23 protein-coding genes are annotated in these 24,298 nt (G+C 64.1%); 11 read left to right on the top strand and 12 right to left on the bottom strand.

The window, feature by feature from the left end; all coding sequences use genetic code 11:
- Positions 1-62 precede the first annotated feature (62 nt).
- The 6 genes from AC1VON_RS06185 (at position 63) to AC1VON_RS06160 (ending at position 4,638) form a co-directional block, all read left to right on the top strand.
- Positions 63-818 carry a COG4280 domain-containing protein gene (locus AC1VON_RS06185; protein ID WP_483120977.1) on the top strand — a complete coding sequence of 252 codons (756 nt, stop codon included), beginning with the start codon at positions 63-65 and terminating at the stop codon, positions 816-818.
- Positions 815-1,030: a hypothetical protein gene (locus AC1VON_RS06180; protein ID WP_172347441.1), complete on the top strand. Its 216-nt coding sequence runs from the start codon at positions 815-817 to the stop codon at positions 1,028-1,030. Before AC1VON_RS06185 ends, AC1VON_RS06180 begins: the two co-directional genes overlap by 4 nt.
- A gap of 332 nt (positions 1,031-1,362) precedes the next feature.
- On the top strand, positions 1,363-2,172 hold the full coding sequence (locus AC1VON_RS06175; RefSeq protein WP_140770451.1) for a transporter substrate-binding domain-containing protein: 810 nt from the start codon (positions 1,363-1,365) through the stop codon (positions 2,170-2,172).
- Positions 2,173-2,398: 226 nt separating this feature from the next.
- Positions 2,399-3,208 carry a transporter substrate-binding domain-containing protein gene (locus tag AC1VON_RS06170; RefSeq protein WP_483120974.1) on the top strand — a complete coding sequence of 270 codons (810 nt, stop codon included), beginning with the start codon at positions 2,399-2,401 and terminating at the stop codon, positions 3,206-3,208.
- Between the two features lie 68 nt (positions 3,209-3,276).
- Positions 3,277-3,942, top strand: coding sequence for an amino acid ABC transporter permease (locus AC1VON_RS06165; RefSeq protein WP_483120973.1), 666 nt, complete (start codon positions 3,277-3,279; stop codon positions 3,940-3,942).
- A gap of 3 nt (positions 3,943-3,945) precedes the next feature.
- A complete protein-coding gene (locus AC1VON_RS06160; protein WP_483120971.1) occupies positions 3,946-4,638 on the top strand; it encodes an amino acid ABC transporter permease in 693 nt (230 codons plus the stop codon).
- Positions 4,639-4,647: 9 nt separating this feature from the next.
- Here the strand turns inward: AC1VON_RS06160 and AC1VON_RS06155 are convergent, their stop codons facing one another.
- The 11 genes from AC1VON_RS06155 to AC1VON_RS06105 all read right to left on the bottom strand — a co-directional run bounded on the left by AC1VON_RS06155 (position 4,648) and on the right by AC1VON_RS06105 (position 18,034).
- The gene (locus AC1VON_RS06155) at positions 4,648-5,529 is read right to left on the bottom strand and encodes an SMP-30/gluconolactonase/LRE family protein (protein ID WP_483120969.1); all 882 of its coding nucleotides are present in this window, start codon (positions 5,527-5,529) and stop codon (positions 4,648-4,650) included.
- Between the two features lie 2 nt (positions 5,530-5,531).
- Positions 5,532-6,500, bottom strand: coding sequence for an ABC transporter permease (locus AC1VON_RS06150; RefSeq protein ID WP_483120967.1), 969 nt, complete (start codon positions 6,498-6,500; stop codon positions 5,532-5,534).
- Positions 6,497-7,501 (bottom strand): ABC transporter permease, encoded by a 1,005-nt coding sequence (locus AC1VON_RS06145; RefSeq protein ID WP_483120965.1) that lies wholly within the window; start codon positions 7,499-7,501, stop codon positions 6,497-6,499. Before AC1VON_RS06145 ends, AC1VON_RS06150 begins: the two co-directional genes overlap by 4 nt.
- Before the next feature lie 27 nt (positions 7,502-7,528).
- The gene (locus AC1VON_RS06140) at positions 7,529-9,031 is read right to left on the bottom strand and encodes a sugar ABC transporter ATP-binding protein (RefSeq protein ID WP_246740861.1); all 1,503 of its coding nucleotides are present in this window, start codon (positions 9,029-9,031) and stop codon (positions 7,529-7,531) included.
- A 68-nt stretch (positions 9,032-9,099) separates the two neighbouring features.
- Entirely contained in the window at positions 9,100-10,167 is a 1,068-nt protein-coding gene (locus tag AC1VON_RS06135; RefSeq protein ID WP_483120963.1) for a substrate-binding domain-containing protein, read from the bottom strand.
- Between the two features lie 63 nt (positions 10,168-10,230).
- The gene (locus AC1VON_RS06130; protein ID WP_483120961.1) at positions 10,231-11,295 is read right to left on the bottom strand and encodes a substrate-binding domain-containing protein; all 1,065 of its coding nucleotides are present in this window, start codon (positions 11,293-11,295) and stop codon (positions 10,231-10,233) included.
- A 262-nt stretch (positions 11,296-11,557) separates the two neighbouring features.
- A complete protein-coding gene (locus AC1VON_RS06125) occupies positions 11,558-12,328 on the bottom strand; it encodes a GntR family transcriptional regulator (RefSeq protein WP_172347450.1) in 771 nt (256 codons plus the stop codon).
- Between the two features lie 183 nt (positions 12,329-12,511).
- Complete coding sequence (locus tag AC1VON_RS06120) at positions 12,512-13,240, bottom strand: E3 binding domain-containing protein (RefSeq protein ID WP_483120960.1); 729 nt, start codon at positions 13,238-13,240, stop codon at positions 12,512-12,514.
- Complete coding sequence (locus AC1VON_RS06115; RefSeq protein ID WP_483120958.1) at positions 13,237-14,247, bottom strand: C-terminal binding protein; 1,011 nt, start codon at positions 14,245-14,247, stop codon at positions 13,237-13,239. Before AC1VON_RS06115 ends, AC1VON_RS06120 begins: the two co-directional genes overlap by 4 nt.
- Before the next feature lie 34 nt (positions 14,248-14,281).
- Positions 14,282-16,675 (bottom strand): thiamine pyrophosphate-dependent enzyme, encoded by a 2,394-nt coding sequence (locus tag AC1VON_RS06110; protein ID WP_483120956.1) that lies wholly within the window; start codon positions 16,673-16,675, stop codon positions 14,282-14,284.
- 138 nt (positions 16,676-16,813) lie between these two features.
- Positions 16,814-18,034, bottom strand: a complete 1,221-nt coding sequence (locus AC1VON_RS06105; RefSeq protein ID WP_483120954.1) for a mandelate racemase/muconate lactonizing enzyme family protein — start codon at positions 18,032-18,034, stop codon at positions 16,814-16,816.
- Between the two features lie 119 nt (positions 18,035-18,153).
- On the opposite strand from AC1VON_RS06105, the gene AC1VON_RS06100 reads away from it, so the two are divergent.
- Genes AC1VON_RS06100 through AC1VON_RS06085 form a run of 4 tightly spaced genes read left to right on the top strand, consistent with a single transcriptional unit; the run spans position 18,154 to position 21,975 of the window.
- Entirely contained in the window at positions 18,154-18,948 is a 795-nt protein-coding gene (locus AC1VON_RS06100) for an SDR family NAD(P)-dependent oxidoreductase (protein ID WP_483120953.1), read from the top strand.
- A 4-nt stretch (positions 18,949-18,952) separates the two neighbouring features.
- Positions 18,953-19,801 (top strand): transketolase, encoded by an 849-nt coding sequence (locus AC1VON_RS06095; RefSeq protein WP_483120951.1) that lies wholly within the window; start codon positions 18,953-18,955, stop codon positions 19,799-19,801.
- Positions 19,798-20,787 carry a transketolase family protein gene (locus tag AC1VON_RS06090; RefSeq protein ID WP_483120949.1) on the top strand — a complete coding sequence of 330 codons (990 nt, stop codon included), beginning with the start codon at positions 19,798-19,800 and terminating at the stop codon, positions 20,785-20,787. Before AC1VON_RS06095 ends, AC1VON_RS06090 begins: the two co-directional genes overlap by 4 nt.
- 9 nt (positions 20,788-20,796) lie before the next feature.
- Positions 20,797-21,975 (top strand): mandelate racemase/muconate lactonizing enzyme family protein, encoded by a 1,179-nt coding sequence (locus AC1VON_RS06085; protein ID WP_483120948.1) that lies wholly within the window; start codon positions 20,797-20,799, stop codon positions 21,973-21,975.
- Here AC1VON_RS06085 and AC1VON_RS06080 read toward each other — a convergent pair whose 3' ends face one another.
- A complete protein-coding gene (locus AC1VON_RS06080; RefSeq protein ID WP_483120946.1) occupies positions 21,976-23,013 on the bottom strand; it encodes a LacI family DNA-binding transcriptional regulator in 1,038 nt (345 codons plus the stop codon).
- Positions 23,014-23,250: 237 nt separating this feature from the next.
- Here AC1VON_RS06080 and AC1VON_RS06075 point away from each other — a divergent pair, with 237 nt between their 5' ends.
- On the top strand, positions 23,251-24,261 hold the full coding sequence (locus tag AC1VON_RS06075) for an ABC transporter permease (protein ID WP_483120944.1): 1,011 nt from the start codon (positions 23,251-23,253) through the stop codon (positions 24,259-24,261).
- Positions 24,262-24,298: the final 37 nt, after the last annotated feature.

Here is a 24,298-nt window from a genome sequence, read left to right as displayed (position 1 = left end):
GCCTCCCTTCCCGGGATTCCGCCGGAAGCTTCGGGCCGGACGAGACAGGACAGGAAGCCCTGATGCAGACGCTGACACCCATACTCTCGACAGTCACGGCGGCATTTCTCGCCTCCTTCGTCGAGGTCGTCGAAGCCTTCACCATCGTGCTTGCGGTCGGCGTGACGCGCAGCTGGCGCCCGGCATTGACCGGCGCCGCCCTGGCGCTGGCGGTGCTGGCGGCCCTGGTGCTGGCGTTCGGACCGCTGCTCGCACTGGTGCCGATCTCCACACTGCAGTTCGTCGTCGGCGTCCTGCTCATCCTCTTCGGCATGCGCTGGCTAAGAAAGGCCATCCTGCGCAGCGTCGGCGTCATCGCCCTGCATGACGAGGCGGCGGCCTTCTCCAAGGAGACCGCCGCGCTGCACCAGCAGGCCAACGACCGTCGTGCCGACTACCTCGCCGGACTGGCCTCGTTCAAGGCGGTGCTGCTCGAGGGCGTCGAGGTGGTGTTCATCGTCATTGCCGTCGGCGCGGCTCACGGGCAAACGCTTTACGCCAGCCTGGGCGCGCTGGCGGCCTTCGTCCTGGTCATGCTCGTCGGCCTGGCGGTCCACAGGCCGCTGGCGCGTGTGCCGGAGAATGCGCTGAAATTCGTGGTCGGGCTGATGCTGACCAGCTTCGGCATCTTCTGGACCGGCGAGGGCATCGGTGCCGACTGGCCGGGCGCAGATCTCGCCCTGCTCGCCATCTTCGCCATTGTCGCGCTGGCGTCCTTTGCCATGGTGCGCTGGCTGCGCAGCACCTACCCCGCGGCCGCTGGAGGGCTCGCCCGATGAATGCCATTCGTCTTGTCGCCAGGGAATTCTTCGGCATGTTCGTCGATGACGGCAATCTGGCGCTGCTGGCGCTGGTGCTGGTGGCCGCCATCGTGGCGGCGGTGAAGCTGCTGGCATTGCCGCCGCTCATCGGCGGCGCGCTGCTGCTGGTCGGCTGCCTCGCCATCCTGCTGCAAAGCGTTCGCCGCGCGGCACGCCAGACCGGTCGATAACGGCGGCGACCATGCGGCTCGATGCCTTGCAGGCATCAGCAGTGCTCATGATTCAGATGATCGGTAGCCGTGCCCAAGAGGTGCGCCGAGAGAGGCACGTTTCTGCCAGCACTTACGGTTACCAAGGCGATGAAAAAGGCTGCCTGAACACTCATGGACAGGCGAATAACATTATAATAGCATACCATTATAACTCGCGGAGGAACGCTGCGTCCCTGGTTTGCAAGGGATGTCGGCAGCGAGATCGATCTGTTTCAAATCCTCGGGCGGCGAGTGCGCCCCGCTCGAACGATATCGACGCAAGGCGCCAGAAAAATGCATGGGAGGAAAACATGCGGACTTTCCTGAGAGGGGCCGGTGCCTTGCTGGCCGGCATCGTGCTGGCGATTGCGGCGCTGTTGCCATCGATCGCTTCGGCACAGTCGGTCGAGGATATTATCGCGCGCGGCAAACTGGTCGTCGCCATCGACACCACGACGCCGCCCTACGGCTTTCTCGACGCCAATCTGAAGCCAACCGGCTTCGACGTCGAGGTCGCCAACAAGATGGGCGAAGCGCTCGGCGTGCCGGTCGAATTCGTCACCGTCACTTCGCCCGGCCGCATCCCGGCCTTGCTGACCAAGCAGGTCGACGCGGTGATCTCGATCTTCTCGATCACCCCGGCGCGCGCCATCCAGATCGACTATTCGATCCCCTATGCCGGCCAGTCGGCGGTGGTGATCGCCCCGAAAAGCACCGGCATCAAGGGTGTCGCCGACCTGGTCGGCAAGAAGGTTGGCCTGACGCGCGGCACCGGCGAGGACGGGTTGCTGACCAAGGCCGCCGAAGCCAATCCGGGCATCGAGATCCTGCGCTTCGACGACTATTCCTCGCTGCTGCAAGCGATGGTGTCGGGCCAGATCGATGCCATGGGCGGCGGCGACTATGGCGAGATCTATCTGAAGAAGGCGCAGAATGGTGACGCCTTCGAGCAGAAATACGTGCTGAAGACCTTCTATTTCGGCATCGGCGTCGCCAAGGGCAACGACAATCTGCGGCAGTGGATCAACACCTGGCTGTTCACCATGAAGACCGACGGAACGCTGGATGCGCTGTCGATGAAGTACCGCAACCAGCCGCTGCCGGTACTGCCGGTTTTCTGATCGACACCTCCAGATGGTGGGGGCCTCGTTGGGTCCCGCCACGACCAATTGGCTTGCCCATGCTTCAGCGCATAGACAATCACCAAAGATTATAATATTATAATTATATTGGGAGGAGCCCAACAGGCAAGACATGAGGTCTTGCCGTGCATCGTCGGGCTGTTTGCGCCTCGCCGCCGACGAATCTGATGGGAGGGGCGTACACAAAATGCCTGGGGAGGAAAACATGCGGAATGTCTTGAAGGGGGTTGGCGCCTTGCTGGCCGGCCTGGTTCTGGCGCTGTCGGCGCTGTTGCCGTCGACCGCTTTGGCGCAATCGGTCGACGAGATCATCGCGCGCGGCAAGCTGGTCGTCGCCATCGATACGACCACGCCGCCCTATGCCTTTCTGGATGCCAATCTGAAGCCGGCCGGATTCGATATCGACGTCGCCAACAAGATGGGCGAGGCGCTCGGCGTGCCGGTCGAATTCGTTACCGTCACCTCGCCCGGCCGTATCCCGGCGCTGCTGACCAAGCAGGTCGATGCCGTAATCTCGATCTTCTCGATAACACCGGAACGCGCCATCCAGATCGACTTCTCGATCCCTTATGCCGGGCAATCGGCGGTGGTCATCGCGCCGAAGCGCATGGCGATCAAAGGCAATGCCGATCTGGTCGGCAAGAAGGTGGGGCTGACCCGCGGCACCGCGCCGGACGGATTGCTGACCGCTGCGGCAGCGGCCAATCCGGGCATCGAAATCCTGCGTTTCGACGACCAGCCGGCGCTGATGCAGGCCATGATTTCCGGCCAGATCGACGCCATGGGCGGCGGCGACTATGGCGAAATCTATCTGAAGAAAGCGCAAGACGGCGGCGCCTTCGAGCAGAAATACGTGCTGAAGACCTACTACTTCGGCATCGGCGTCGCCAAGGGCAACGACAATCTGCGACAATGGATCAACACCTGGCTGTTTACCATGAAGGCGGATGGCACGCTCGACGCGCTATCGATGAAATACCGCAACCAGCCACTGCCGGTGCTGCCGGTCTTCTGATCTTTCGCTCCCGCGCGGGACCGGCATTGGATCGGTCCCCGCTACCTTGACCTTCGTGACGGGATGCCATGCAAACCGCCCTGCAATTCGGCCCGATCCTTGTCCATCTCGACTTGCTGCTGCGCGGCCTGGAAAAGACCATCCAGCTGGCGGCACTGTCGATCCTGTTCGGCACCGCCATCGGCGTGCTCGGTGCCGTCGGCCGCAGCTTCGGGCCGCGCTTTGTGTCGTGGCTCATCGCTGCCTATGTCGAGCTGATCCGCAACACGCCGCTTCTGATCCAGCTCTATTTCGTCTTCTTCTCGCTGCCGCTGTTCGGCTTCAAGCTGTCGAGCAACACGGCCGCCGTCGTCGCGCTGTCGATCCATCTCGGCGCCTATGCGACCGAAATATTGCGCGCCGGCATCGAAGCCGTCCCGGAGGGGCAGATCGAGGCGGCCAAGTCGCTCGGCCTCAGCCGCTACCGCATCATCCGCCATGTCGTGCTGGTGCCGGCGGCGCGCGCGGTCTACCCGTCGCTTTCGGCGCAGTTCATCCTGCAGATCATGGGCACCTCGATCGTCGGCGCGATCGCGGCGGAAGAACTGACGGCGGTCGCCAACAACCTTGTCATGCAGACCTTCAGGAGCTTCGAGGTCTACATTATCATCGCCATCATCTATTTCGTGCTGGTGCAGGCCGCCAGCCTGCTCTTCGCCGGCATCGGCAAGCTCGTGTTCCGCTGGAAGGTCTGAGCCATGAGCCTGCGCGATTTCGGCCCCAACGAACTGATGTTCCTGCTCTTGGCGACACGCTGGACGATCCTTCTGGCGCTGATCGCCTTTGCCGGCGGCGGCCTGATCGGCCTCGTGGTGGCGGCGATCCGGGTGGCGCCGGCGCGACCGCTGCGCTGGCTGGCTGCCGGCTACATTCAGTTCTTCATGGGCACGCCGATCCTGATCCAGCTGTTCATGGCCTATTACGGGTCATCCTTCCTGGGCTACAGGCCAGACCCGTGGGCGGCTGCGGCGGTGACCTTCTCGCTCAATGGCGGCGCCTTCTTCGGCGAGATCTTCCGCGGCGCCATCGAGGCTATCCCCAAGGGACAATGGGAGGCTGCGACAGCGCTCGGCTTCCGTTTTGTCAGGACGCTGCGGCTGGTGGTCATTCCCCAGGCGGTACGGCTGATGCTGCCGCCGACGGTCGGCTTCATGGTGCAGATCGTCAAGACGACGTCGATCGCCTCGCTGATCGGGCTGACCGAGCTCGCCCGCGCCGCCACGCAGGTCAACACCGTGACTTTCCAGCCGGTATTGGTGTTCGGCACGGTGTCGATCATCTACTTCGCGCTGTGCTGGCCGCTATCGCTCTATGCCGGCTATCTCGAGCGTCGTTTCGCTACCGGAATGACAAGGAAGGCCGAGACACCGCTGGCGATGTCGGCGGCTTGAGTGTGGACGTCAGCCCTTGAAGGCCGGCAAGGTCAGGCCCTTGACGCCGACATCGAGCGCGAACAATCCGCCAGGGTTCTTCTGGCCGATGAAGTGGCTGTTGGGACGCTTCAGCACGGCCGAGGTGACATAGAGGATGTCGAGGTCCTTGCCGCCGAATTCGCAGCAGGTCGGCAGATCGGTCGGCAGCAGCACCGTCTGCATCAGCCGACCGTCGGGGTCGTAGCGGCAGATCTTGCTGGTCACCGGAATGGTCACCCAGTAGCAGCCTTCGGCGTCAACCGTGGCGCCGTCGGCAACGCCGCCGGTCACCGTCATGTCGATGAAGGTGCGGCGGTTCTCGATATCGCCGGTGGCGGGATCGAAATCATAGGCCCAGACCGCGCCGGCATGGCTGTCGGAGAAGTACATGGTCTTTGAATCCGGGCTCCAGGCGAGCCCGTTGGAGCAGCCGATGCGGTCGATCATCTTGTGCACCGAGAGATCGGGATCGAGCCTGTAGAGTGCACCTATGAATTCGATCGGCTGGCCCGGCACCTCGAACATCGAGCCAGACCAGAAGCGGCCCTGGCGGTCCGGCTTGCCGTCGTTGAAGCGGGTCTTCGGCATATGCGCTTCCGGATCGACGATCGCCTCGAACCCGCCGGTCACTGGGTCGAAGAAATGAAAACCGTTGGTCATGGTCAGCACCAGGCCGCCTTTCTCGCGCAGGCCGAGGCAGCCAAGATATTCCGGTGTCTCGAAGGTCTCGTCCTTGCCGCTCGACGGATCGTAGCGGTGGATCAGCTTCTTCCAGATGTCGATCCACCACAGCACGCCGGCCTGGGGGTCCCAGAGCGTCCCTTCGCCGAGCTCGGCCCTGGCGTCGACGACACAAGAAATTTCGACCATGGTCAGCCCTCTTTTCTGCGCAGCTTGCCGCCAAGCCCGGCGAAGGTTTCGCTGCCGATCGACACGGTGAGCAGGATCACCGCGCCATAGACGATAAGCAGCGCTCCGCTCGACAGGTTCAGCGCTGGCAGCAGGCCGGTGAGGATGGTGAGCACCATGGCGCCGGCGACAGTGCCGAGATAGTGGCCGCTGCCCCCGAGGATCGAGGCGCCGCCGATGGCGACCGCGGCTATGGACGTGAACAGATAGGCGTCACCCATGCCGAGATAGGCTTGGCCGGAATAACCGGTCAAAAGCATGCCGGCGAAGGCGGCGGTGAGGCCTGATATGACATAGGTGAGGATGGTGGTGCGCGCTGTCGGCACGCCGGAGAATTCCGCGACCGTGGCGCTGGTGCCCAAGGCATAGAGATGGCGGCCGAACGCCGCCTTGGAGAGCAGCAGCGTCGCAACCAGCGTCAATGCCAGCCAGATCAGCGCAATGACCGGAAAGCCGCCGATGCGGCCGACCGAGAGGAACTGGATCAGGGCTGGCGCCGAGGGTGTTGGCGAACCGCCGGTCAGCACCAGGATCAGGCCTTGCAGAATGACGTTGGTGGCCAGCGTCATGATGATCGGCGGCACGCCGAACTGGGCAACGCCGAGGCCGTTTATCAAGCCGATGAACGCGCCGCCGCCAAGCAGCAGCGGCATCACCCAGACCAGCGGCAGGTCCTGGCCGCCGCATAGCAGCGCCATGATGATGGCGGCCGAGTTGAGCACCCAGGGTACCGACAGGTCGATGCCGCCGCCGATGATGACGAAGGTCTGGCCGAGCGCGACGATGCCGACGAAGGCGGCAAGCACGACAGTCGAGCGCATGTTGGAGATCGACAGGAAGCCCGGCGAAAACAGCGCCGTGACCAGGAGCAGCACGACCATGCCGGCATAAGCGAGCACGATCAGGCGGTTACGGGCAAGGAAGGCGCTCATTGGACGCGGCTCCTCGCAGCTTTTTCGGCGACGGAACTGGCGAGCACCGAGAGCAGCAGGATGACGCCCGACGCGACCGGCTGCCAGTAGCTCGACACATGCAGGACGAAGACCAGATTGCCGATCAGGGTCAGCACGAAGGCGCCGATCAGCGTGCCGGCAAGATGACCACGACCGCCAAACAGGCTGACGCCGCCGATAACGGCCGCCGCCACCGAGGGCAGGATATAGTCCTTGCCGATGGTCGGCGAGCCGGCCCCCGTCTGCGTCACCAGGAACAGCGCCGCACCGGCCGCGAACAGGCCCGACAGGCCGTAGGTGACGAGGTTGACCCTTGTGATCGAGACGCCGGACAGGAAGGCCGATTTCTCGTTGGAGCCGGTCGCCTGGATGGCGATGCCGACCCGCGTCGCGCGAAACCACCACCAGAAGACGAGCAACGCCAGCAGCATCCAGACAGGGCTGGTCAGGCCGATGAGTTGTGCGGACGCGAAGCCGACCCACCACGAGGGAATGCTGCCGCCATCGGTCGGCAGGATGATCATGGCAACGCCGTTGAGGATCGACCAGGTGGCGAGCGTCACCAGGAATGGCTGCAGCCTGAGCAGCGAGATCAGCAGGCCGTTGAGCGCGCCGATGACGAAGCCGAGCGCCAGGATGATCAGTGTCCAAAGTGCCGTGGTCGACGGATCGTCGGTGAAGCGCGTTGCCGCGATCACCGTGCCAAGGCTGATCATGCCGCCGATCGACAGATCGATGCCACCACGCACCAGCACGATGGTCTGGCCGGTGGCCGCCAGCATCAGCGTCATTGCCGCAGCCGTGTCGAGGTTGAGCTCATCGAGCGAAAAGACACCGGACTGCAGGCTGCCGTAGATACCGAAGATCAAGGCCAGCATCAGGCAGGCGACCAGGAACGGCGCGCGGTCGAGCAACCGGCCGCGCCAGTCGATGCCGGGCTTGGCAGGTTTGATTTCGGCTGGCCTTTGCGCCATCTCCATAGGGTGCTCCGCGGACATCACCATGCCTCAGGCCGCCCTTGTTTCAAGCATGGCGGCGCGCAAAATCTGCTCCTCCGAGATCTGGTCCCCCTCCAGCGTCGCGGCAATGCGGCCATTGCGCATGACCAGCACGCGGTCGGCGACGTGGACGAGTTCCGGCATGTCGCTGGAATGGAACAGGATCGCGTAGCCCTTGGCCGCGAGGTCGCGCATCAGCTGAAAAATCTCTCCCTTGGTGCCGACATCGACGCCGCGCGTCGGATCGTAGAGCAGCAGCACGCGCGCCTGTGTGAGCAGCATCTTGCCGAAGATCACCTTCTGCTGGTTGCCACCGGACAAGGTGCCGGCGAGTTGCTCCGGCGTGCCGGCCTTGATGCGCAGGAAATCGACCATTTCCTTGACCAGGGCGGCTTCCTTTTGCCGGCTGAGCAAGCCGTTCTCGGTAAAGCGCTTGATCACCGACAGTGTCAAATTTTCGCGCACGCTCTTGGTCAGGAGCAGGCCCTGCCCGCGCCGATCCTCCGGCACCAGCGCGATGCCGTCCTTGCCGGTCAACGCCTGGCGTGGATTGCCGATCGAGGCGCGCTTGCCCCAAAGCTCGACCGTGCCGCTCGCTCTTGTGGCTCCGAACAGTGCCTGGAACAGCTCGCGCTGGCCGTGGCCCTGCAAGCCACCGACGCCGAGAACTTCGCCCTCACGCAATGCGAAATCGACTCCGGAAAGCCGCCCGCCACTGGAGAAATTCCTGACCTTCAGCGCAATGCGATCGGTGGCGGTGGCAATGCGCTCGGGATAGAGCCGGTCGAGATGCCGACCGATCATCTGGGTGACGATCTCGTTGTCGGAGACGGCATTGGCTTCATGCGCGGCCACTGTGCTGCCATTGCGGAAGATGGTGAGCCGGTCGGCGATGGCGCGTACCTCGGCCATGCGATGCGAGATGAAGATGACCAGCCGGCCTTCGGCGGCCAGTTGCCGGGTGAGCTTCAGCAGCCATTCGGCTTCACGCGCCGGCAAAGCCGAGGTCGCCTCGTCGAGGATCAGGATGCGCGGGGCCTTGGCCAGGCCCTTGGCGATCTCGACGATCTGTCGTTCGGCCAGCGTCAGCCGCCGCAACTCCTGGTCGGGGCGGAGTGTTGGGAAATTGTATTTTTCCAGCAGCGCCAACGTCTTGCGGCGCATCTCCGCGCGGTTGACCGTGCGCAGCAGCGTTCTTGGCTCGTGGCGGAACCAGATGTTCTGTTCCACGCTGAGATCGGGGATCAGCGACAATTCCTGGAAGACGGCGGCAATGCCGAGTGCCCGTGCGGCATCCGGATCAGCGGGACGATAATCCTGGCCATCGACCAGGATCGAGCCGCCATCGTGCCGTACGGCGCCCGACAGGATCTGGATGAAGGTGCTTTTGCCCGCGCCGTTCTCACCGAGCAGCGCGTGCACCTCGCCGGCGCGGGCGCTGAATGTCGCCTCGCTCAGCGCGACGATGCCGCCATAGCGTTTGGACAGGCCGTTGACGGTGACGAGGTCCATGAATGCGCCTTCGAAAAGCTCTCCCGACATCTTGCGATGCCGGGAGACAGGGTCGTGGTCACGGGATGTTACTTGGTACCGGCAGCTTCCGCGGCGGTGATCTCGACCCAGTCGGGCGTGATCGGCAACGTCAGGCCGGGCGCCTGGTCGGGGAACGCATTTTCGCCAATCGCGATCTTGATCATCTTGGTGCCGGGATAAAGCTTGGACTCGAAGGGGTCGGTGGTGACGAAGTCACCCTTGACCGAGACGGAACGCTCGGCCGGTTTCTTGCCGGTGTCGAGAATGTCGACCGCGAGCTTGATCGCTTCGGAGGACAGATAGGCCGGGTTGGAGCCCAGGATACACTTGGCGCCTTGCGTCTGCGCGCAGGTGACGGCGGCGACATTGTAGGAGAAGCCGACGACCGGGACGATCGGCCGGCCGGCATCCTTCAACGCCTGGATGGCGCCGGAGCCATAGCCTTGCGTCATGATGCCGTCGATCTTCGGATTGGCGGCAAGCAGGGCCGCGACGCCGGACTGTTCCGGTCCAAGCGCATAATTGCCGTTGTAATAGCCGACGATCTTGATGTCGGGATATTTGGCCAGAACCTTCTCATAGCCTTGCTGCAGCTGCGCCGAGATAGGCGCACCGGCGAGGCCGCGGTCGAGGATGATGTTGCCCTTGCCGCCAAGCTGCGCGGCCATCCATTCGGCCATGACAGAGGGGATGCGATCCCAGTCGGAAGCGACGGCGAGCGCGCAGGGCTCGGTCACCACCTGGTCGAAGGAGATGACGACGATGCCGGCATCGCAGGCCTTCTTGATGGTCGGGTTCAAGGCCGAGTCCGAGCCGGCGTCGACGAGGATGGCATCCGGCTTCTGGCGGATGATGTTGTTCAGCGAATTGATCTGCGCCTGGACGGTGTTGTCGACATTCTCGATCTTGAGGTCGACGCGGCCCTTGAGCGGCCCCTTGTTGACCGACACGGTGGCGACACGCTCCATCTGCTGGCGCCAATCATTGCCGACGAAATTGTTCGAGAGATAGATGGTGTAGGGCTTCTTGTCCTCGGCGTGGCCGGCCTGTGTGCCCGCGGCCATCATGGTGACGGCAAGCGCTGCAAGGCCGATGTTACGGCTTGGTGATTTCATGATTTTCTCCTCCCATTTTTCGTTGCGAAATCGCGACGCCTAAAGTGGCGCCTTGCATCCACATCAGGTTCCCGAAGCCTCCTTGGGCGTGATCTCGACCCAGCTCGGCGACACCGGCAAGGACAGTCCCGGCGCCAGATCCGGAAATACGGTCTTGCCGAGCTCGATCTTCACCGCCGAGGAATTCGGGGCGTATTTGGCATCGACCATATCCGTGGTCAGGCCGGGTGAGTTGAATAGTACGGTGGTGTCGGCCGGCTTCTTGCCGGTGTCGAGAATGTCGACCGCGAGCTTGATTGCCTCGGCCGATAGCGAGGGCGGATTGGCGCCCAGCCAGCATTTGGCGCCCTTGGTCTCGGCGCACGTCACGCCGGTACCGTTGAAGGCGGCGGCGACGACGGGCACCATCGGCCGGTCGGCATTCTGCAGCGCCTTGATCGCGCCGGTGCCGTAGCCCTGCGAAAAGATACCGTCGACTTCCGGATGGGCGGCGAGCAGGCTGGCGACGCCCTCCTGTTCGGGCCCCGCGGCATAATTGCCGTTGAAGTAACCGACGATCTCGATGCCGGGATACTTCTTCAGCACGGTACCAAAATTCTTCTCGAACTGTTCCGAGATCGGCGCGCCGGCGAGGCCGCGATCCATGAGAACCTTGCCCTTGCCGCCGAGGATGGAGGCCATCCATTCGGCCTGGTTGTTGGCCATGATATCGAAATCGGAATGCAGCTTGTAGGCGCATTCGGCCGAAACGGTCTGGTCGAAGCTGACGACAATGATGCCGGCGTCGCAGGCCTTCTTGATGGTGGGATTGAGCGCCTCGGCTGAGGACGCATCGATGAGGATGGCGGCTGGTTTCTGGCGGATAATGTTGTTCAGCGAATTGATCTGCGCCTGAACGGTGTTCTCGGCGTTTTCGATCTTGAGGTCGACCCGGCCCTTCAACGGCCCCTTGTTGACGGCGACATTGGCGACGCGCTCCATCTGCTGGCGCCAGTCATTGCCAACGAAATTGTTCGAGAGATAGATGACGTAAGGCTTTTGGGTTGCGGTATGGCCCGGCATAGCGCCCATCGAGACTGCGAACCCGGCCAGCGCCGCGAAGCAGGCGCTCAAGCTCCTCAATTTCATGGTCTTCCTCCCAGTGTTTCCTGTCCAGCCGGTGATGGACTGCGCCATCTTGATCGGATGAAGATGAAAAATTGATACCGGTACCAATTGCGAATGTCAATTTGACCAGACTTCCCCGAGGCTGCGTCCGCGAGCCGAATTCGCCAGATTTCCTCCCTTGCGACTTCTCTCGTGGACGGCACTTCAGCCTAGCTATCATGCTATTATAATTTTATGAGCCTGTCTATGCGATCCCGGCAGAAAATACGGCCTCCGGCGCGCTTCAGGACAGATCGTTGGGTGCGTCGTAGGTGATGCTGAAAATGTCCGCGGGATGGCGGGCAACGGAGAATTCGATGCTGCGCTGGTCCGCCGACTGGTAGAGCATCTCCACCGTCAGCACCGGGCTGCCGAGCGTGATGCCGAGGTCGGCGGCAACCACCTCGTCGGCGATCTCGGCGCGCACCGTGACATGCGCCACGTCGAGCCGCAGGCCGAGATGTTTCTGCACCGAACGGAAGATCAGCACGTCGGAAAAGTCTTCCCGCTTCAGGCGCGCGCCGATGTCGGGCGGGAAATAGGTGGTGATCTGCGCCTTGCGCTGTTCGCCGATCGACAGCACGCTGCGCAAGCAGTAGCCCGCTTCGTCCTTGCCCATGCCGAAATGGCGCTGGAGCACGGGCGAAACCTCCTTGCGATAGGATTTCACCGTCAGTTTCGCATCCTTGGTGAAGGCCGCCATGTCGGCAAAGTTCTTGAACTTCCAGCTCAGATTGACCGACGGATTGCGGGCCGCGACCACCGCCGGCTTGGCTGAGCGTTTCCGGATCAGCCCGTCGGCCTCAAGATCGCGCAGCGCCTGGCGAACAGTGATCAGGCTGACGCCGAAATGCTCGGCAATGGTCGCTTCCTTCGGCAGTTCGCCGCCGACCGGGAAGGTGCCGTTGCCGATCGGTTCGCGCAATATGTCGGCAAGCTGGCGGTAAAGCGGCCCATTGGCGCGGCCGAGTGTCCGCCTGGGAAGACTGTCGATGGTGGGAGCGGAATGATCCATGAGCCTCGTCGCGCCTAGAGCGTTTCACCGTTTCACGGAAACGGCGAAACGCTCTATCTCTTGTTTGACGCAATTCCGGACGGAAAACCGCTTCGCACTTTTCCTGGAATTGCTCTAATGTCAAAGCTTTTATAATAGCTTCCTCACCCGGAGGCTAGGCAAGGCTGTTGACGATCATCCGTCTCAGACCAAGAGCCGAAGCGGCTGTTCGATCGCCGATTTCAGGATCGCGAGCCACGTGGCAGCGGTGGCCTCATCAACGCTTGCCGCATCCACCGTCAGCAGGCATTCGGCATGATCGCCTGACGTATTGACCGAGACAGTGAGGCGCATGGCACGGCCGGCCAGGAGCGGTATCATCACCGGCCTGACGTCGCTCTCCGGGAGCAGCCGCAGAGACAGAGCCGCCGGTTTGTCCGCTTCGTCACGGCTGTCGGCCAAGGCGGCGAGCCGCATGGCGCGCAGCGATGTCAGCGGCATCTCGGGGACCACGGCGAATACCGCCTGTCCGCCAGCCAGTTCCAGCGCCACGGCCGCATCGCCGACGCCGCAGGCGTCCGGTATTTCGAGAAATGCTCGACCGGCCGCGCGCAACAGCACGTCGTCGACATCGAATGTACGTCCCGAATTCTTCAGCGCCGCCAATAGATCTTGCAGGGTGCCGAGCGCAATGGAGGTTGCGAAAGCGGCGACACGGGGCACGGCGATTTGGGGCGCTGCCACACGCAGGGCGGCCCCGGGCGAAGCGGCCGGCGCGCCAGCCGAAACGAAGCCCAACACATCGGCGGCCAGGATGCGTCCGCCCGGACCGCTGCCGCGGAGCGTTTCCAGCGACAGGCTTCGTTCGCGCGCCAGCCGGCGGGCATAGGGCGAAGCAGCCAGACGTCCGGATTGCGCCACCGCGATGTTCATTTCAGATACTCTGAATTCACGCAGTTGGTCAGCCGTCCCTCGGCGAGATAGGCGTGCACCACCTCGATCGATTTCAGCCGGAGGTCGCGCATCGATGCCGGACTGTAGAAGGCGGCATGCGGAGTGACGATGAGGCGATTGGCGATCCACGCTTCGCGGCGACGCCAGGCCACCAGCAGCGGATGGTCGAGATCGCCGGGTTCGTTCGGCAAGACGTCCAGTCCCGCGCCGGCGACGGTGCCCCTGCGCATGGCGGCTTCAAGCGCGTCGAGATCGACGATCGGGCCGCGCGCCGTGTTGACCAGGACAAGACCGGGCTTGGCGGCGGCGAAGGCGGCCGCGCCGAGAAGCTTGCGGGTTTCCTCGCTCAGCGGCGCGTGGACGCTCACCACATCCGCGCGCGCCATCAGTTCGCCCAGCGAATGGACCCGCTCGTAACCGGTCGACAGGTCAACGCCGGACAGGAGATGCGGGTCGTAAAACACCACCTTCATGTCGAAGGCCGCGGCGCGGCGCGCGGTGGCGAGCCCGATGCGGCCGAGACCGACGATGCCGAAGGTGGCACCCTTGTGCCGGCGCACCAGCGGCGCCTTGGAGAAATGCCAGCCTTCGGCGCCATTGCCGGCAAGCTCGGCGCCATAGGCAGAGGTGCCGCGCGTCAGCGCCAGCATCAGGCCAATGGCGTGATCGGCGACTTCGGTCGTGCCATAGTCCGGCACATTGCAGGCGGGGATCTTGCGCGTCCCCCAACCCACCGTGTCGATGTTGTCGAAGCCGACGCCGGAGCGCACCGCGATGCGTGCCTTGGGAAAGGCCGATGGCGCGGCGGCGACATTGTGCGTGGGCGAATAGTTGATGACGGCGTCGACCGTCTGGCAGACGGCCGGGTCCAGCGTGGCCGCCTTGTCGTTGGTCGAGCGGGCGAGGATGAACTCGATGTCGGGATAATGCTCACGCTCGAGTTCGGCTTCGTCGGCGGCTTGCCAGTTGGCGCACAGGATCTTCATGCTTGCCCTTCGGATTTCATGTCTGGGTAGAGGTCTATTTCTTGATGCCGCCGATGCGGCCGCCCATCGGCACCACGGCGCCGACCGGCTGATCGATTGCGGCAAGCGTTCCGCTGATCGGTGCCTCGATCTCGACCACGGCCTTGTCGGTCTCGATCTCGGCGATCAGTTCGCCCTCCTTGACCGTTTCGCCAACCGCCTTCAGCCATTTGACGACCGTGCCTTCGCTGACGGTGAGGTCGCCGAACGGCATCGTTATCGGTTCGTCGTCGCCGGGAGCAGCCGTTGCCGCAACTGCCGGCGCGGCGGGCTGCGGCTTCACCGGGGTAGGTACCGACTTAGCCGGCGCAGCGCTTTTCAGACCGACCGTGTACCAGTGATCCGGCACCGGCGGCTTGCCGGCAATGACATCGCGAGCGCCTTGGACAATCCGGGCGGTGTCGACCAGCATGGCGCGCTCCAGAACGGGCGCGAAGGGATGCGAGGTCGGCGCCGTGTGCAGCCTGCCGGGCGGTGCGTCGAGTTCGTCGAAGGCGAGCTCGTTGATGGCCTGGGCGATCTCGCCGCCAAGGCCGCACATCGCCCAGGCCTCATCGACGATGAGCAGGCGATGGGTTTTCCTAATACTGGCGACAATGGTGTCGATGTCGAGTGGCATGATGGTGCGCGGATCGATCACCTCGACTTCGACACCTTCGGCCGCCAGCGCTTCCGCTGCCTCGAGCGCGCGCTGCACCATCTGGCCGGCAGCAACGATGGTGATGTCGGTGCCAGCCCGGGCGATGCGCGCGACGCCGAACGGGACAAAATGCTCGCCGACCGGCACCTCGCCCTTTGAGGCGAACAGCGCCTTGGGTTCCAGCATGATGACCGGGTCGCCGGCTCTGAGCGCCGTCTTCATCAGACCCTTGGCGTCGGCCGGTGTCGAGGGCACGCAGACGATGAGGCCCGGCATATGGGCAAAGACCGGATGATAGATGCCGCTGTGATGCGGGCCTGAACTGCGCAGCGCGCCGGCGCCGACGCGCACCACCATCGGCGCGCTCATCAAGCCGCTGGTCATGTAGCGCAACTTCGCCGCCTGCAAAAAGATCTGGCCGGCGGTCTCGAAAGCGAAGTCGGCGAACATCAGGTCGGAGACTGTGCGGGCGCCGGTGGCGGAGGCGCCGACGGCGGCAGCGGTGAAACCCTGTTCAGAGATCGGCGTGTCGACCATGCGATCGGCGCCGAATTCCTGCCAGAGGTTTTTGGTGTGGGCAAAACTGCCGCCACGCTCGCCGGTGCCTTCGCCGAAATAGAGGATCGCCGGATCGGCGCGCATCTCCTCGGCGATGCCGTCGCGCACGGCCTCAAGCCAGCCTTGCGTGCGGGTCTCGCCAACGGCGCGCGGCTGCAGGGCGGCGGGCGGGTTGATCGGATCGGCAAAGACATGCAGGCGCACCGTAGCCGGATCGGGCTCGGGCGAGTTGCGGGCGAAGTTCAGCGCTTCTTCGACCACCTTCTCGATCCGCGCCTCGATGGCGGCCAGCGCCTCGGCATCGGCGATGCCGTACTCCTCGACCAGTTTCCTGCGGAACATGTCGATCGGATCGCGCTTGATCCAGGCGTCGAGTTCCTCTTGCGTCCGGTAAGTGCCGATGACCGGATCGCCTTCGTGATGGCCGACGGTGCGGTAGGTCTTGGCCTCGATCAGCGTCGGGCCCTTGCCCGAACGGGCGCGCTCGGTGGCCTCCTTCATCGCCAGCCAGACGGCGAAGACATCATTGCCGTCGACAGCCACGCCGGGCATGCCATAGGAAGCGGCCTTGGTGGCGATCTCAGGATTGAGCGTGATGGAGTTGAGCGGCGTCGCCGTGGCGTAGAGATTGTTCTCGCAGATGAAGACAGCCGGCGCCCGCTGCACGGCGGCGAAATTGAGCGCCTCGTGGAAGCCGCCATGGTTGGCGGCGCCGTCGCCGAAGAAGGCGACGCCGATATCGTCACGGCCCTGCTTGCGCGCGCTCATGCCGATGCCGACGGCATGGCCAATGCCGGCGGCGACGATGCCGTTGGTGCCGAACAGGCCGACCGAGCGGTCGTAAAGATGCATGGTGCCGCCGCGGCCGCCGCAAATGCCATCGACCTTGCCGAACAGTTCGGCCATGACGCGGCCGGGATCGGCGCCCTTGGCCAGAGCATGACCATGGCCGCGATGAGTCGATGTGACCCAGTCGGTTGGCCTGAGGTGGGCGCAGACGCCGACGCCGGTCGCCTCCTCGCCGATATAGAGATGCAGGAAGCCCGGCGTTTCGCCCTTGCGGCAAGCGATCTGGGCGATGCTTTCGAAACGGCGCAACAGCACCATGCGTTCGAACAGATCGAGCAGGATCTTCCGGTCGGGGAGGTTTGGCGCACCCCTCGACTCCTCGCGTGCGCGCGCCGCAGACATTGCCACCAAAGCCTCCCTGAATCCATCTGACGCCGGGCGGCAGAGCGCCGGCAGCGGGCTTGTTTGCCGCCCGCTTCGGCGCATCATAGATTATAATAGCATAATGTCTACTGGCTCCAGGCAAAGCCGCATGAAGAGCTAGATTCTCGTCATGCGCACCGTGGCATCCGGGCGCTGGAACAGTTCCGGACGCAGGCTGAGACCGAGCCCGGGCCCATCGAGCGGCGCGACATGGCCGTCCTTGACCGGCGGAATGTCGGCGACGATTTCGGTGTACCAGCCGGTGAAATAGGCGCGCACCGCTTCCTGGTAGTTGATGTTCGGCAAGGTGGCCGACAGCGCGCAGCTGGCGGCATAGACGATCGGCCCGGTACAGTCGTGCAAGGTGACAGGCAGTTCACTGGCCTCGGCCATGTTGGCGATCTTGCGCGCTTCGGAGAGCCCGCCGCACCAGGCGAGGTCGATCATGATGACGCTGGCCGCGCGCTTGTCGATCAGTTGCTTGAACATCTGCCGCGAGGCGAGCCGCTCGCTGGCGGCAATGGGAATTGAGGTGTGGCGGGCAAGTTCGGCCATGGCGTCGAGTTCATTGTAGCGGATCGGTTCCTCCAGCCAGGCGACGTCATACGCTTTCAGCGCCTCCGCGATGCGCAGCACGGGCGGCAAGGTCCACAGCCCGTGCAGCTCGACCATGATTTCCATGTCGCGGCCGACAGCGTCGCGGATCTTCTGGAACGGCTCCAGCGCCTTGTCGAGATCGGGGAGCGAAATGCGGGTGCCGTTCGATACCTCCGCGGCGATGTCGAACGGCCATATCTTCATCGCGCCAATGCCTTCGGATTTCAGGCTCCTGGCGAGATCGCCGGCATTGTAGCGCCAGGCGAGCAGGTCTTCGTACGGGCCCTCGTTCGAATCGCCCGCCTTCAGAGACCAGTCCTCGCCGCGCTCGAACAGAGCGTTCTTCCTAGTGGCGCGGACATGTTTGTAGCCGGCGCAAGTGTTGTAGATCGGCACGGTCTTGTGGGTGCGGCCGCCAAGCAGCCGCCAGACCGGTTCGCCGAGCGCTTGGCCATAGATATCCCAGAGCGCGATGTTGACGGCGGAATTGCCGCGCACCTCGGCGCCGGAATCCCGCGCGCCGACATAGACGCTGCCAAGCATGCGGTCATGCAGCTCGATGTCGCGCGGATCCTTGCCCAGGAGATAGGCGGCGACATTGTCGTGGATGTGGGCCGCGACCGGCCCCGGCGCCCAGAAGGTCTCTCCGGTGCCGATGAGACCGGCATCGGTGTGGACGCGCAGCCAGAACAGGAATGGAAACTCGGCCAGCTGCAGCGTTTCGAGCGCGACGATTTTCATCTTTGTCTCCCCCTTCCAACGGACCGAGCGGCTGACAGGACAGTAGCATATCCTCGTTGACAGCCATTTATGGTACCGGTATCAGATGCGTCAAGATGGTCACCGGGGAGGGTGCTCGCTTGCCTGCCGAAAATCAGAACACGACGTCCAGCAGAGCCCTGGTCACCGGTGCCGCGGGCGGCCTCGGCCGCGAGGTGGCGATCCAGTTGGCTCGGCGCGGCTGTGTCGTTGGGGTTACCGACATCAATGGCGAAGGGCTTGCCGAGACCTCCAGGCTGATCGGCGAGGCCGGCGCGGACGCCGAAAGCATCGTCAGCGATTTCACCGGGGAAGGCGCGCCGGAAACAGCGGTAGAAAAAGTGGTCGCGCGCTGGGGCGGCATCGATATCCTCGTCAACAATGCCGGCTACGGCGTGATCGAACCGTTTCTCGACGCCACCTACAAGGCCTGGACGCGTACGCTGGCGCTCAACGTCACGGCACTCGCCATGGCGTGCAAGGCGGCGGGCCGGGTGATGCGCGAGCAGCGTTCGGGACGCATCATCAACATCACCTCGCCGGGTTCGCGCATGGCGCTGCCCGACTACACCGCCTACACGGCAAGCAAGGCCGGCGTCGATTCCATCACGCGGGCCGCGGCCGTGGCGCTGGCGCCCTATGGCGTGCTGGTCAACAGCCTGGCGCCGGGCATGATGGACACCGAGATGCAGCGCTCGACCGAGGTGGATCTCGCCCGCGCCAATGGCCGCAACGATCTGCAGGCCTTCCTTGATGAACGCACCCGCCGCATCCCGCTCGGCCGCCGCGCCGAGATCTCGGAGGTCGCCGAGGCCGTCGTCTGGCTCTGCCTCGATTCGCCCAAATACATGACCGCCGAGCGGCTCAACATGTCGGGCGGGCTCGACAAGGACTGATCACATGCTGCGAAACTCCCCTCCCGGCAGCGCCGACATCGGCGCGCTCGAACGCAAGGCGATACGGCTGCGCCGGCACATGCTGACCATGGCGCGCGGCCAGGGCCAGGGCTATATCGGTCAGGGCCTCGGCATCGCCGATATGCTGGCCGCGCTGTATTTCCACGAACTGCGCTACGATCCGCACAATCCGGCATGGCCCGATCGCGACCGCTTCCTGCTCTCGACCGGGCATTATTCCATCGCACTGTGGGCCGCACTGGCCGAGGCCGGCATCATTCCCGTCGACGAATTGATCACCTATGGCGCCGACAACAGCCGGCTGGAGATGTCGACGCTCGACACCACGCCCGGTGTCGAAGTGATCGGCGGCTCGCTCGGCCATGGCCTGGGACAAGGCGTCGGCCAGGCGCTGGGCCTGCGCGTGGGCGGCTCCGACGCACGCGTCTTCGTCGAGCTTTCCGACGGTGAGATGCAGGAAGGCTCGACTTGGGAAGCGGCGATGTCGGCCAGCCATTTCAGGCTCGACGGGCTGGTGGCGCTGGTCGACTGCAACGGTATCCAGGCCGATGGCCCGGTGGTGCTCGACATGGAGCCGGTGGCCGACAAATGGCGCGCCTTCGGCTGGCAGACATCGGAGATCGACGGCAACGACATGAGGATGATAGTCGATGCGCTGGCGGATGCGAGGAACCGCAACGGCAAGCCGAAGGCGATCGTGCTGCGCACGCTTCCGGGCAAGGGCGTGCCGCGCATCGAAACCTCCGAGAAATCGCACTTCTTCCGCATCGACGTGGCGCAATGGGACGGCATCATCGCCGAGTTCGAAAAGACCGTGGAGGCAGCCCAATGAGCGGCGCGGCAATGGAGGCCGGGCGTACGCTGGCCATGGGCCAGGACGAAGCGGTTGGCGGCGGGCGGCGGAGCGTGGAGGCGCCTTTCGGCAAGGCTTTGGCGCGGCTTGGCCAGAGCCGTCCAGACATTGTCGGACTGACCGCCGATCTCGGCAAATACACCGATATCTTGCCGTTCCGCGACGCCTTCCCGGACCGCTTCTTCAATGTCGGCATGGCCGAGCAGAACCTGGTCGCGGTGGCCGCCGGGCTGGCGCGCACGGGCAAGGTGCCGTTCGCCACCACCTATGGCGTGTTCGCGACGCGGCGCGCCTATGATTTCGTTGCCATCGCGCTCGCCCACTCCAACCTCGACGTCAAGATCGTCGCCGGCCTGCCGGGACTGACCACCGGCTATGGCGGCACGCATCAGGCGATCGAGGACCTGGCCTTGATGCGCATGATCCCCGGCCTGACCATCATCGACCCTTGCGACGCGACCGAGATCGAAGCAGCCACGGAAGCGATCGCGGAGCATAGGGGTCCGTGTTACATGCGGCTATTGCGTGGCAGCGTGCCGGTAGTGTTCGAGCCCGGCTACATCTTCGAGATCGGCAAGGCGCGCCGCCTTCGCCAAGGTTCCGATGTCGGCATCATCTCGACCGGCTTCATGACCGAGCGGGCGCTGGATGCGGCGGATGCGTTGGGCAAACAAGGCATCTCGGCCGGCGTGCTGCATATGCCGACGATAAAGCCGTTCGACGCCGGGGCGGTGGCGGAATTTGCCGCTGGCTTCAACCATATCGTCACGGCGGAAAACCATGTCGTGGTCGGCGGGCTGGCGAGCCTTGTGGTGGAGACCTTGTTCGACGCCGGCATTGCTAGGAGAGTGACGCGCATCGGCCTGCCCGACCGCTATATCGAATGCGGCGCGGTGCCGACCTTGCAGGCGAAATACGGGCTGACGACCGACGCCATCGTCGCAACAATTGCCGCGTTGAACTAGGACTGCCGCATGAAGATCACCGACATCGAGACCTTTGCCGTCGGCGCCGGCTGGAAGAACTGGCTCTTCGTCAAGGTGCACACGGACAAGGGCATCCATGGCATCGGCGAGGGCACGCTGAACGGCTTCATCAAGACCACCGAAGCGGGTGTACACGAACTCAAGCACCTCGCCATCGGCCAGGACCCGCGCCGCATCAACGCGCTGGCCAAGCGCATGCTGGATAGCGTCTCGCTAGACGGCGGCCATATCCACCGCACGGTGATCGCGGCGGTCGAGGTCGCCTGCTGGGACATTCTGGGCAAGAGCCTCGGCGTGCCGATCCACCAGTTGCTCGGCGGCCAGGTGCGCGACAGCGTGCTCGGCTACGCCAATGGCTGGTACCGCACCGAGCGCACGCCGGAGGCCTTTCTGGAAGCCGCCAAGGCGGTGCTGGCCAAGGGCTTCAAGGCGTTCAAGCTCGACCCGTTCGGCACCGCGCAGGGCTTTATCTCGCGCGAGGAACTGGATCTCTCCTACGCGATCTGCCGAACCTTGCGTGACAAGCTACCGAAGGACACGCTGATACTGATCGACGTGCATGCCCGCTTCACCGAGATCGCGGCGCTGCAGGCGGCGCGGAAGTTCGCTGACCTGGACATCTACTGGTGGGAGGAGCCGACCTCGCGCGACCGGCAGGAGACCGTGCACGAAGTGGCGCATCGCTCGCCGATCCCGGTTGCGACCGGCGAGATGTACGACACGATCGGGCAGTTCTACACGCTGGCTGCTGGCGGTGGTGTCAACATCTTCCAGCCCGAACCGATGTCGCTCGGCGGCATCGCGCCGTCCATGCAGGTGGCCAATCTGGCGCTCGCGCATGGCAGCCACATCGCGCCGCACCAGAGCGGCGGACCGGTGGCGACGGCGGTGTGCCTGCAACTGGCGGCGGCGGTGCCGAATTTCCTCATCCAGGAGCATTTCGACGCCTTCAACGATCCGTGGACGCGCGAGCTGGTGACCTGGCATCCGACGGTCAATCCGGACAACGGCCACCTGTCGCTGCCGGACGCGCCGGGGCTCGGCATCGATCTCGACATCGAGGCGATCAAGGATCACCCCTACGATCCCAACGCCTATCTCAACGTCCATGCCGAAGGCTGGGAAAAGCGCCTCGGGCGGCGCGAGCAACCCGCAAGGAAACCCTGATCACGCGCTTTCGCGGTCGACGATCTCGAAGCCGAGGCTGGTGATGGTCGGCACCTTGGTGTCGCCGCCGAGCCTCGCCAGCAATTGCCGCACCGCGCGGCGGCCCATCTCGTAGCGGTTGACCTTCACCGTGGTCAGGGGCGGATAAAGCTGCGCGGCCAGATCCATGTCGCCATAGCCGGCGATCGCGATCCTGCCGGGCACCGCCCAGCGGCGGCGGTGGCATTCCTGGACGGCACCGACAGCCAGCGTGTCGCTGGAAAAGAAGATGGCATCGATATCCCTGTGCCTGGAGGTCAGCGTCAGCAATGCCTCGGCACCGCCCTGCGCGGTGATCGGCACTTCGACCTCCATGTCGGCATGGTTCTTGAAACCAAGTTCGGTGAGTGCGGCATGATAGCCGGTGCGGCGCTGCTGCAAACGATCATTGCCATGGATCGGCGTCGAGACGAAGCCGATGCGCTTGTAGCCCTTGGCCGCCAGATGCATGGTCATGGCATAGGCGGTCTCGAAGTTGGAGACGCCGACCACCATGTCTATCGGCTTGCGGCCCTTGATCTCGGATATTTCGACCACCGGTGCGCCGCTACTCTTCAGAAGCGCGCGTGCCGCCTCGCTTTGCACGAAGCTCTGCAGGATCATGCCGACCGGTCGCCAGCCGAGCAGATTGCGGATCGATTTTTCCTCCGCTTCCTGCGTGAATTCACCCTGCACCAGAAGCATCGAATAGCCGCTCTCGTGGCATTCGTCGGACATGCCTTGCACCTGTTCGGCGATACCCGAATTGATCAGCGGCGGCACCACCGTGCCGATCATGCGGCCATTGCCGCGCATGCTTGAGGCCAGCCGGTTGGGCACGAAGCCGGCCTGCTCGATCGCTTCGAGCACTCTGATGCGTGTCTCCGGCGACACCATGTCGGGATTGGACAGCGCGCGCGACACCGTCATCGGCGCGACGCCGACACGCTTGGCGATCTCGCGGACGCCAAGGCGTTGCGGTTTTTTTCCGCCCGGGCCGTCCCCTGGCCTATCGGTCATCTCGAATGGCTCCAAAGCAGGCGGGATCCGCCAAGGGGATCACGCAGTAACCGCTCATTCTTAGCGGTTGCGGCGAATGCTTTCCAGCGATCGGCCCGGCTACGCAACGTCAGGAAATTTCGCCGTTGACAAGTTATAATATTATAATCTTAATAATGACGAGGAGTGCGCCGACATCGGCGCTGGCGAATGGGCCGGCAGCAAGAGCCGGCAACAGACGCCGCCAGGGAGGTCAGGATGAACAGCGCGGCCGAGGTGAACTCGCCGCCCCGGGACGCGCAATCGTTCCGGCGGCGACTGATCGGCTTGATTGCCGTCGGCGAGGTGGGGGTGCTTGCGGCCATGGCGCTACTGATCGCCTTCTTCTGGCTGCTCGAACCGGCCTTCCTGTCGGAGCGCAACATCCGCGCCATTCTCAACGTCGTGTCCTTTGTCGGCATCATCGCCATCGGCCAGACCATCCTGCTGGTCGCCGGCGAGTTCGACCTGTCGGTCGGCTCGGTTGCCGGCCTGTCCGCCGTGGTCGCCGGCAAGCTGATGACGGCGGCGGCCTTGCCGGTGACAGCAGCCATTCTCGGCGGCATCGGCGTCGGCGCCCTGATTGGTCTCCTCAATGGGCTGATCGTCGTCAGGCTGGGCATTCCTGCCTTCATCCAGACACTCGGCATGCTGTTCATCGGCCAGGGGCTGATCCAGGTGGTGACGGGTGGTTACCCCGTGTATCCGCTGCCGGATGCGATCAATGATATTGGCGGCACCGATCTCGTCTTCGGTCTCGGTTGGAGCTTTGCCTTCTTCATCATCGCCGCCATCATTGCCGACTTCGTGCTGCGGCGAACCGTGCTCGGGCGCAACATGTATGCCACCGGCGGCAACAAGGAGGTGGCGCACCTCGTCGGCATCAACACCAATGCCTACAAGATCGGCGCCTTCATCACCGTCGGCGCGCTGGCGGCGATCGCCGGCATGTTCGTCATGGCCGACCTCGGCAGCGGCGGCACCTCGATCGGCAGCGGCTGGGAACTGACTGTCATCGCCGGTGTCGTGGTCGGCGGCGTCAGCCTGTTCGGCGGCGCCGGCACGGTGGCTGGCGGCGTTGTCGGCATCCTTTTGCTGAAAATCGTGCAGAGCGGCCTCGTCGTCATCGGCGTCAACTCCAACTGGCAGCAGATCGCGGTCGGCGTGATCATGGTGATGGCCGTCGGCCTCGACATCGTGCGCCGCCGCTATTTCATCGCCGGCGCCTGAAAAGCCAGCCAGAGACAGCGATATTGCGCCGGCAAAA

This window comes from Mesorhizobium sp. HAY1-8B (assembly GCF_056868045.1).
This window is presented reverse-complemented; position numbering and strand designations above follow the sequence as displayed.

What these genes read in the sequence shown, in the direction of transcription:
- AC1VON_RS06185 (WP_483120977.1), top strand. Translation starts at nt 63, where the DNA reads ATGCAGACGCTGACACCCATACTCTCGACAGTCACGGCGGCATTTCTC.
- AC1VON_RS06180 (WP_172347441.1), top strand. Translation starts at nt 815, where the DNA reads ATGAATGCCATTCGTCTTGTCGCCAGGGAATTCTTCGGCATGTTCGTC.
- AC1VON_RS06175 (WP_140770451.1), top strand. Translation starts at nt 1,363, where the DNA reads ATGCGGACTTTCCTGAGAGGGGCCGGTGCCTTGCTGGCCGGCATCGTG.
- AC1VON_RS06170 (WP_483120974.1), top strand. Translation starts at nt 2,399, where the DNA reads ATGCGGAATGTCTTGAAGGGGGTTGGCGCCTTGCTGGCCGGCCTGGTT.
- AC1VON_RS06165 (WP_483120973.1), top strand. Translation starts at nt 3,277, where the DNA reads ATGCAAACCGCCCTGCAATTCGGCCCGATCCTTGTCCATCTCGACTTG.
- AC1VON_RS06160 (WP_483120971.1), top strand. Translation starts at nt 3,946, where the DNA reads ATGAGCCTGCGCGATTTCGGCCCCAACGAACTGATGTTCCTGCTCTTG.
- AC1VON_RS06155 (WP_483120969.1), bottom strand. Translation starts at nt 5,529, where the DNA reads ATGGTCGAAATTTCTTGTGTCGTCGACGCCAGGGCCGAGCTCGGCGAA.
- AC1VON_RS06150 (WP_483120967.1), bottom strand. Translation starts at nt 6,500, where the DNA reads ATGAGCGCCTTCCTTGCCCGTAACCGCCTGATCGTGCTCGCTTATGCC.
- AC1VON_RS06145 (WP_483120965.1), bottom strand. Translation starts at nt 7,501, where the DNA reads ATGGAGATGGCGCAAAGGCCAGCCGAAATCAAACCTGCCAAGCCCGGC.
- AC1VON_RS06140 (WP_246740861.1), bottom strand. Translation starts at nt 9,031, where the DNA reads ATGGACCTCGTCACCGTCAACGGCCTGTCCAAACGCTATGGCGGCATC.
- AC1VON_RS06135 (WP_483120963.1), bottom strand. Translation starts at nt 10,167, where the DNA reads ATGAAATCACCAAGCCGTAACATCGGCCTTGCAGCGCTTGCCGTCACC.
- AC1VON_RS06130 (WP_483120961.1), bottom strand. Translation starts at nt 11,295, where the DNA reads ATGAAATTGAGGAGCTTGAGCGCCTGCTTCGCGGCGCTGGCCGGGTTC.
- AC1VON_RS06125 (WP_172347450.1), bottom strand. Translation starts at nt 12,328, where the DNA reads ATGGATCATTCCGCTCCCACCATCGACAGTCTTCCCAGGCGGACACTC.
- AC1VON_RS06120 (WP_483120960.1), bottom strand. Translation starts at nt 13,240, where the DNA reads ATGAACATCGCGGTGGCGCAATCCGGACGTCTGGCTGCTTCGCCCTAT.
- AC1VON_RS06115 (WP_483120958.1), bottom strand. Translation starts at nt 14,247, where the DNA reads ATGAAGATCCTGTGCGCCAACTGGCAAGCCGCCGACGAAGCCGAACTC.
- AC1VON_RS06110 (WP_483120956.1), bottom strand. Translation starts at nt 16,675, where the DNA reads ATGTCTGCGGCGCGCGCACGCGAGGAGTCGAGGGGTGCGCCAAACCTC.
- AC1VON_RS06105 (WP_483120954.1), bottom strand. Translation starts at nt 18,034, where the DNA reads ATGAAAATCGTCGCGCTCGAAACGCTGCAGCTGGCCGAGTTTCCATTC.
- AC1VON_RS06095 (WP_483120951.1), top strand. Translation starts at nt 18,953, where the DNA reads ATGCTGCGAAACTCCCCTCCCGGCAGCGCCGACATCGGCGCGCTCGAA.
- AC1VON_RS06090 (WP_483120949.1), top strand. Translation starts at nt 19,798, where the DNA reads ATGAGCGGCGCGGCAATGGAGGCCGGGCGTACGCTGGCCATGGGCCAG.
- AC1VON_RS06085 (WP_483120948.1), top strand. Translation starts at nt 20,797, where the DNA reads ATGAAGATCACCGACATCGAGACCTTTGCCGTCGGCGCCGGCTGGAAG.
- AC1VON_RS06080 (WP_483120946.1), bottom strand. Translation starts at nt 23,013, where the DNA reads ATGACCGATAGGCCAGGGGACGGCCCGGGCGGAAAAAAACCGCAACGC.
- AC1VON_RS06075 (WP_483120944.1), top strand. Translation starts at nt 23,251, where the DNA reads ATGAACAGCGCGGCCGAGGTGAACTCGCCGCCCCGGGACGCGCAATCG.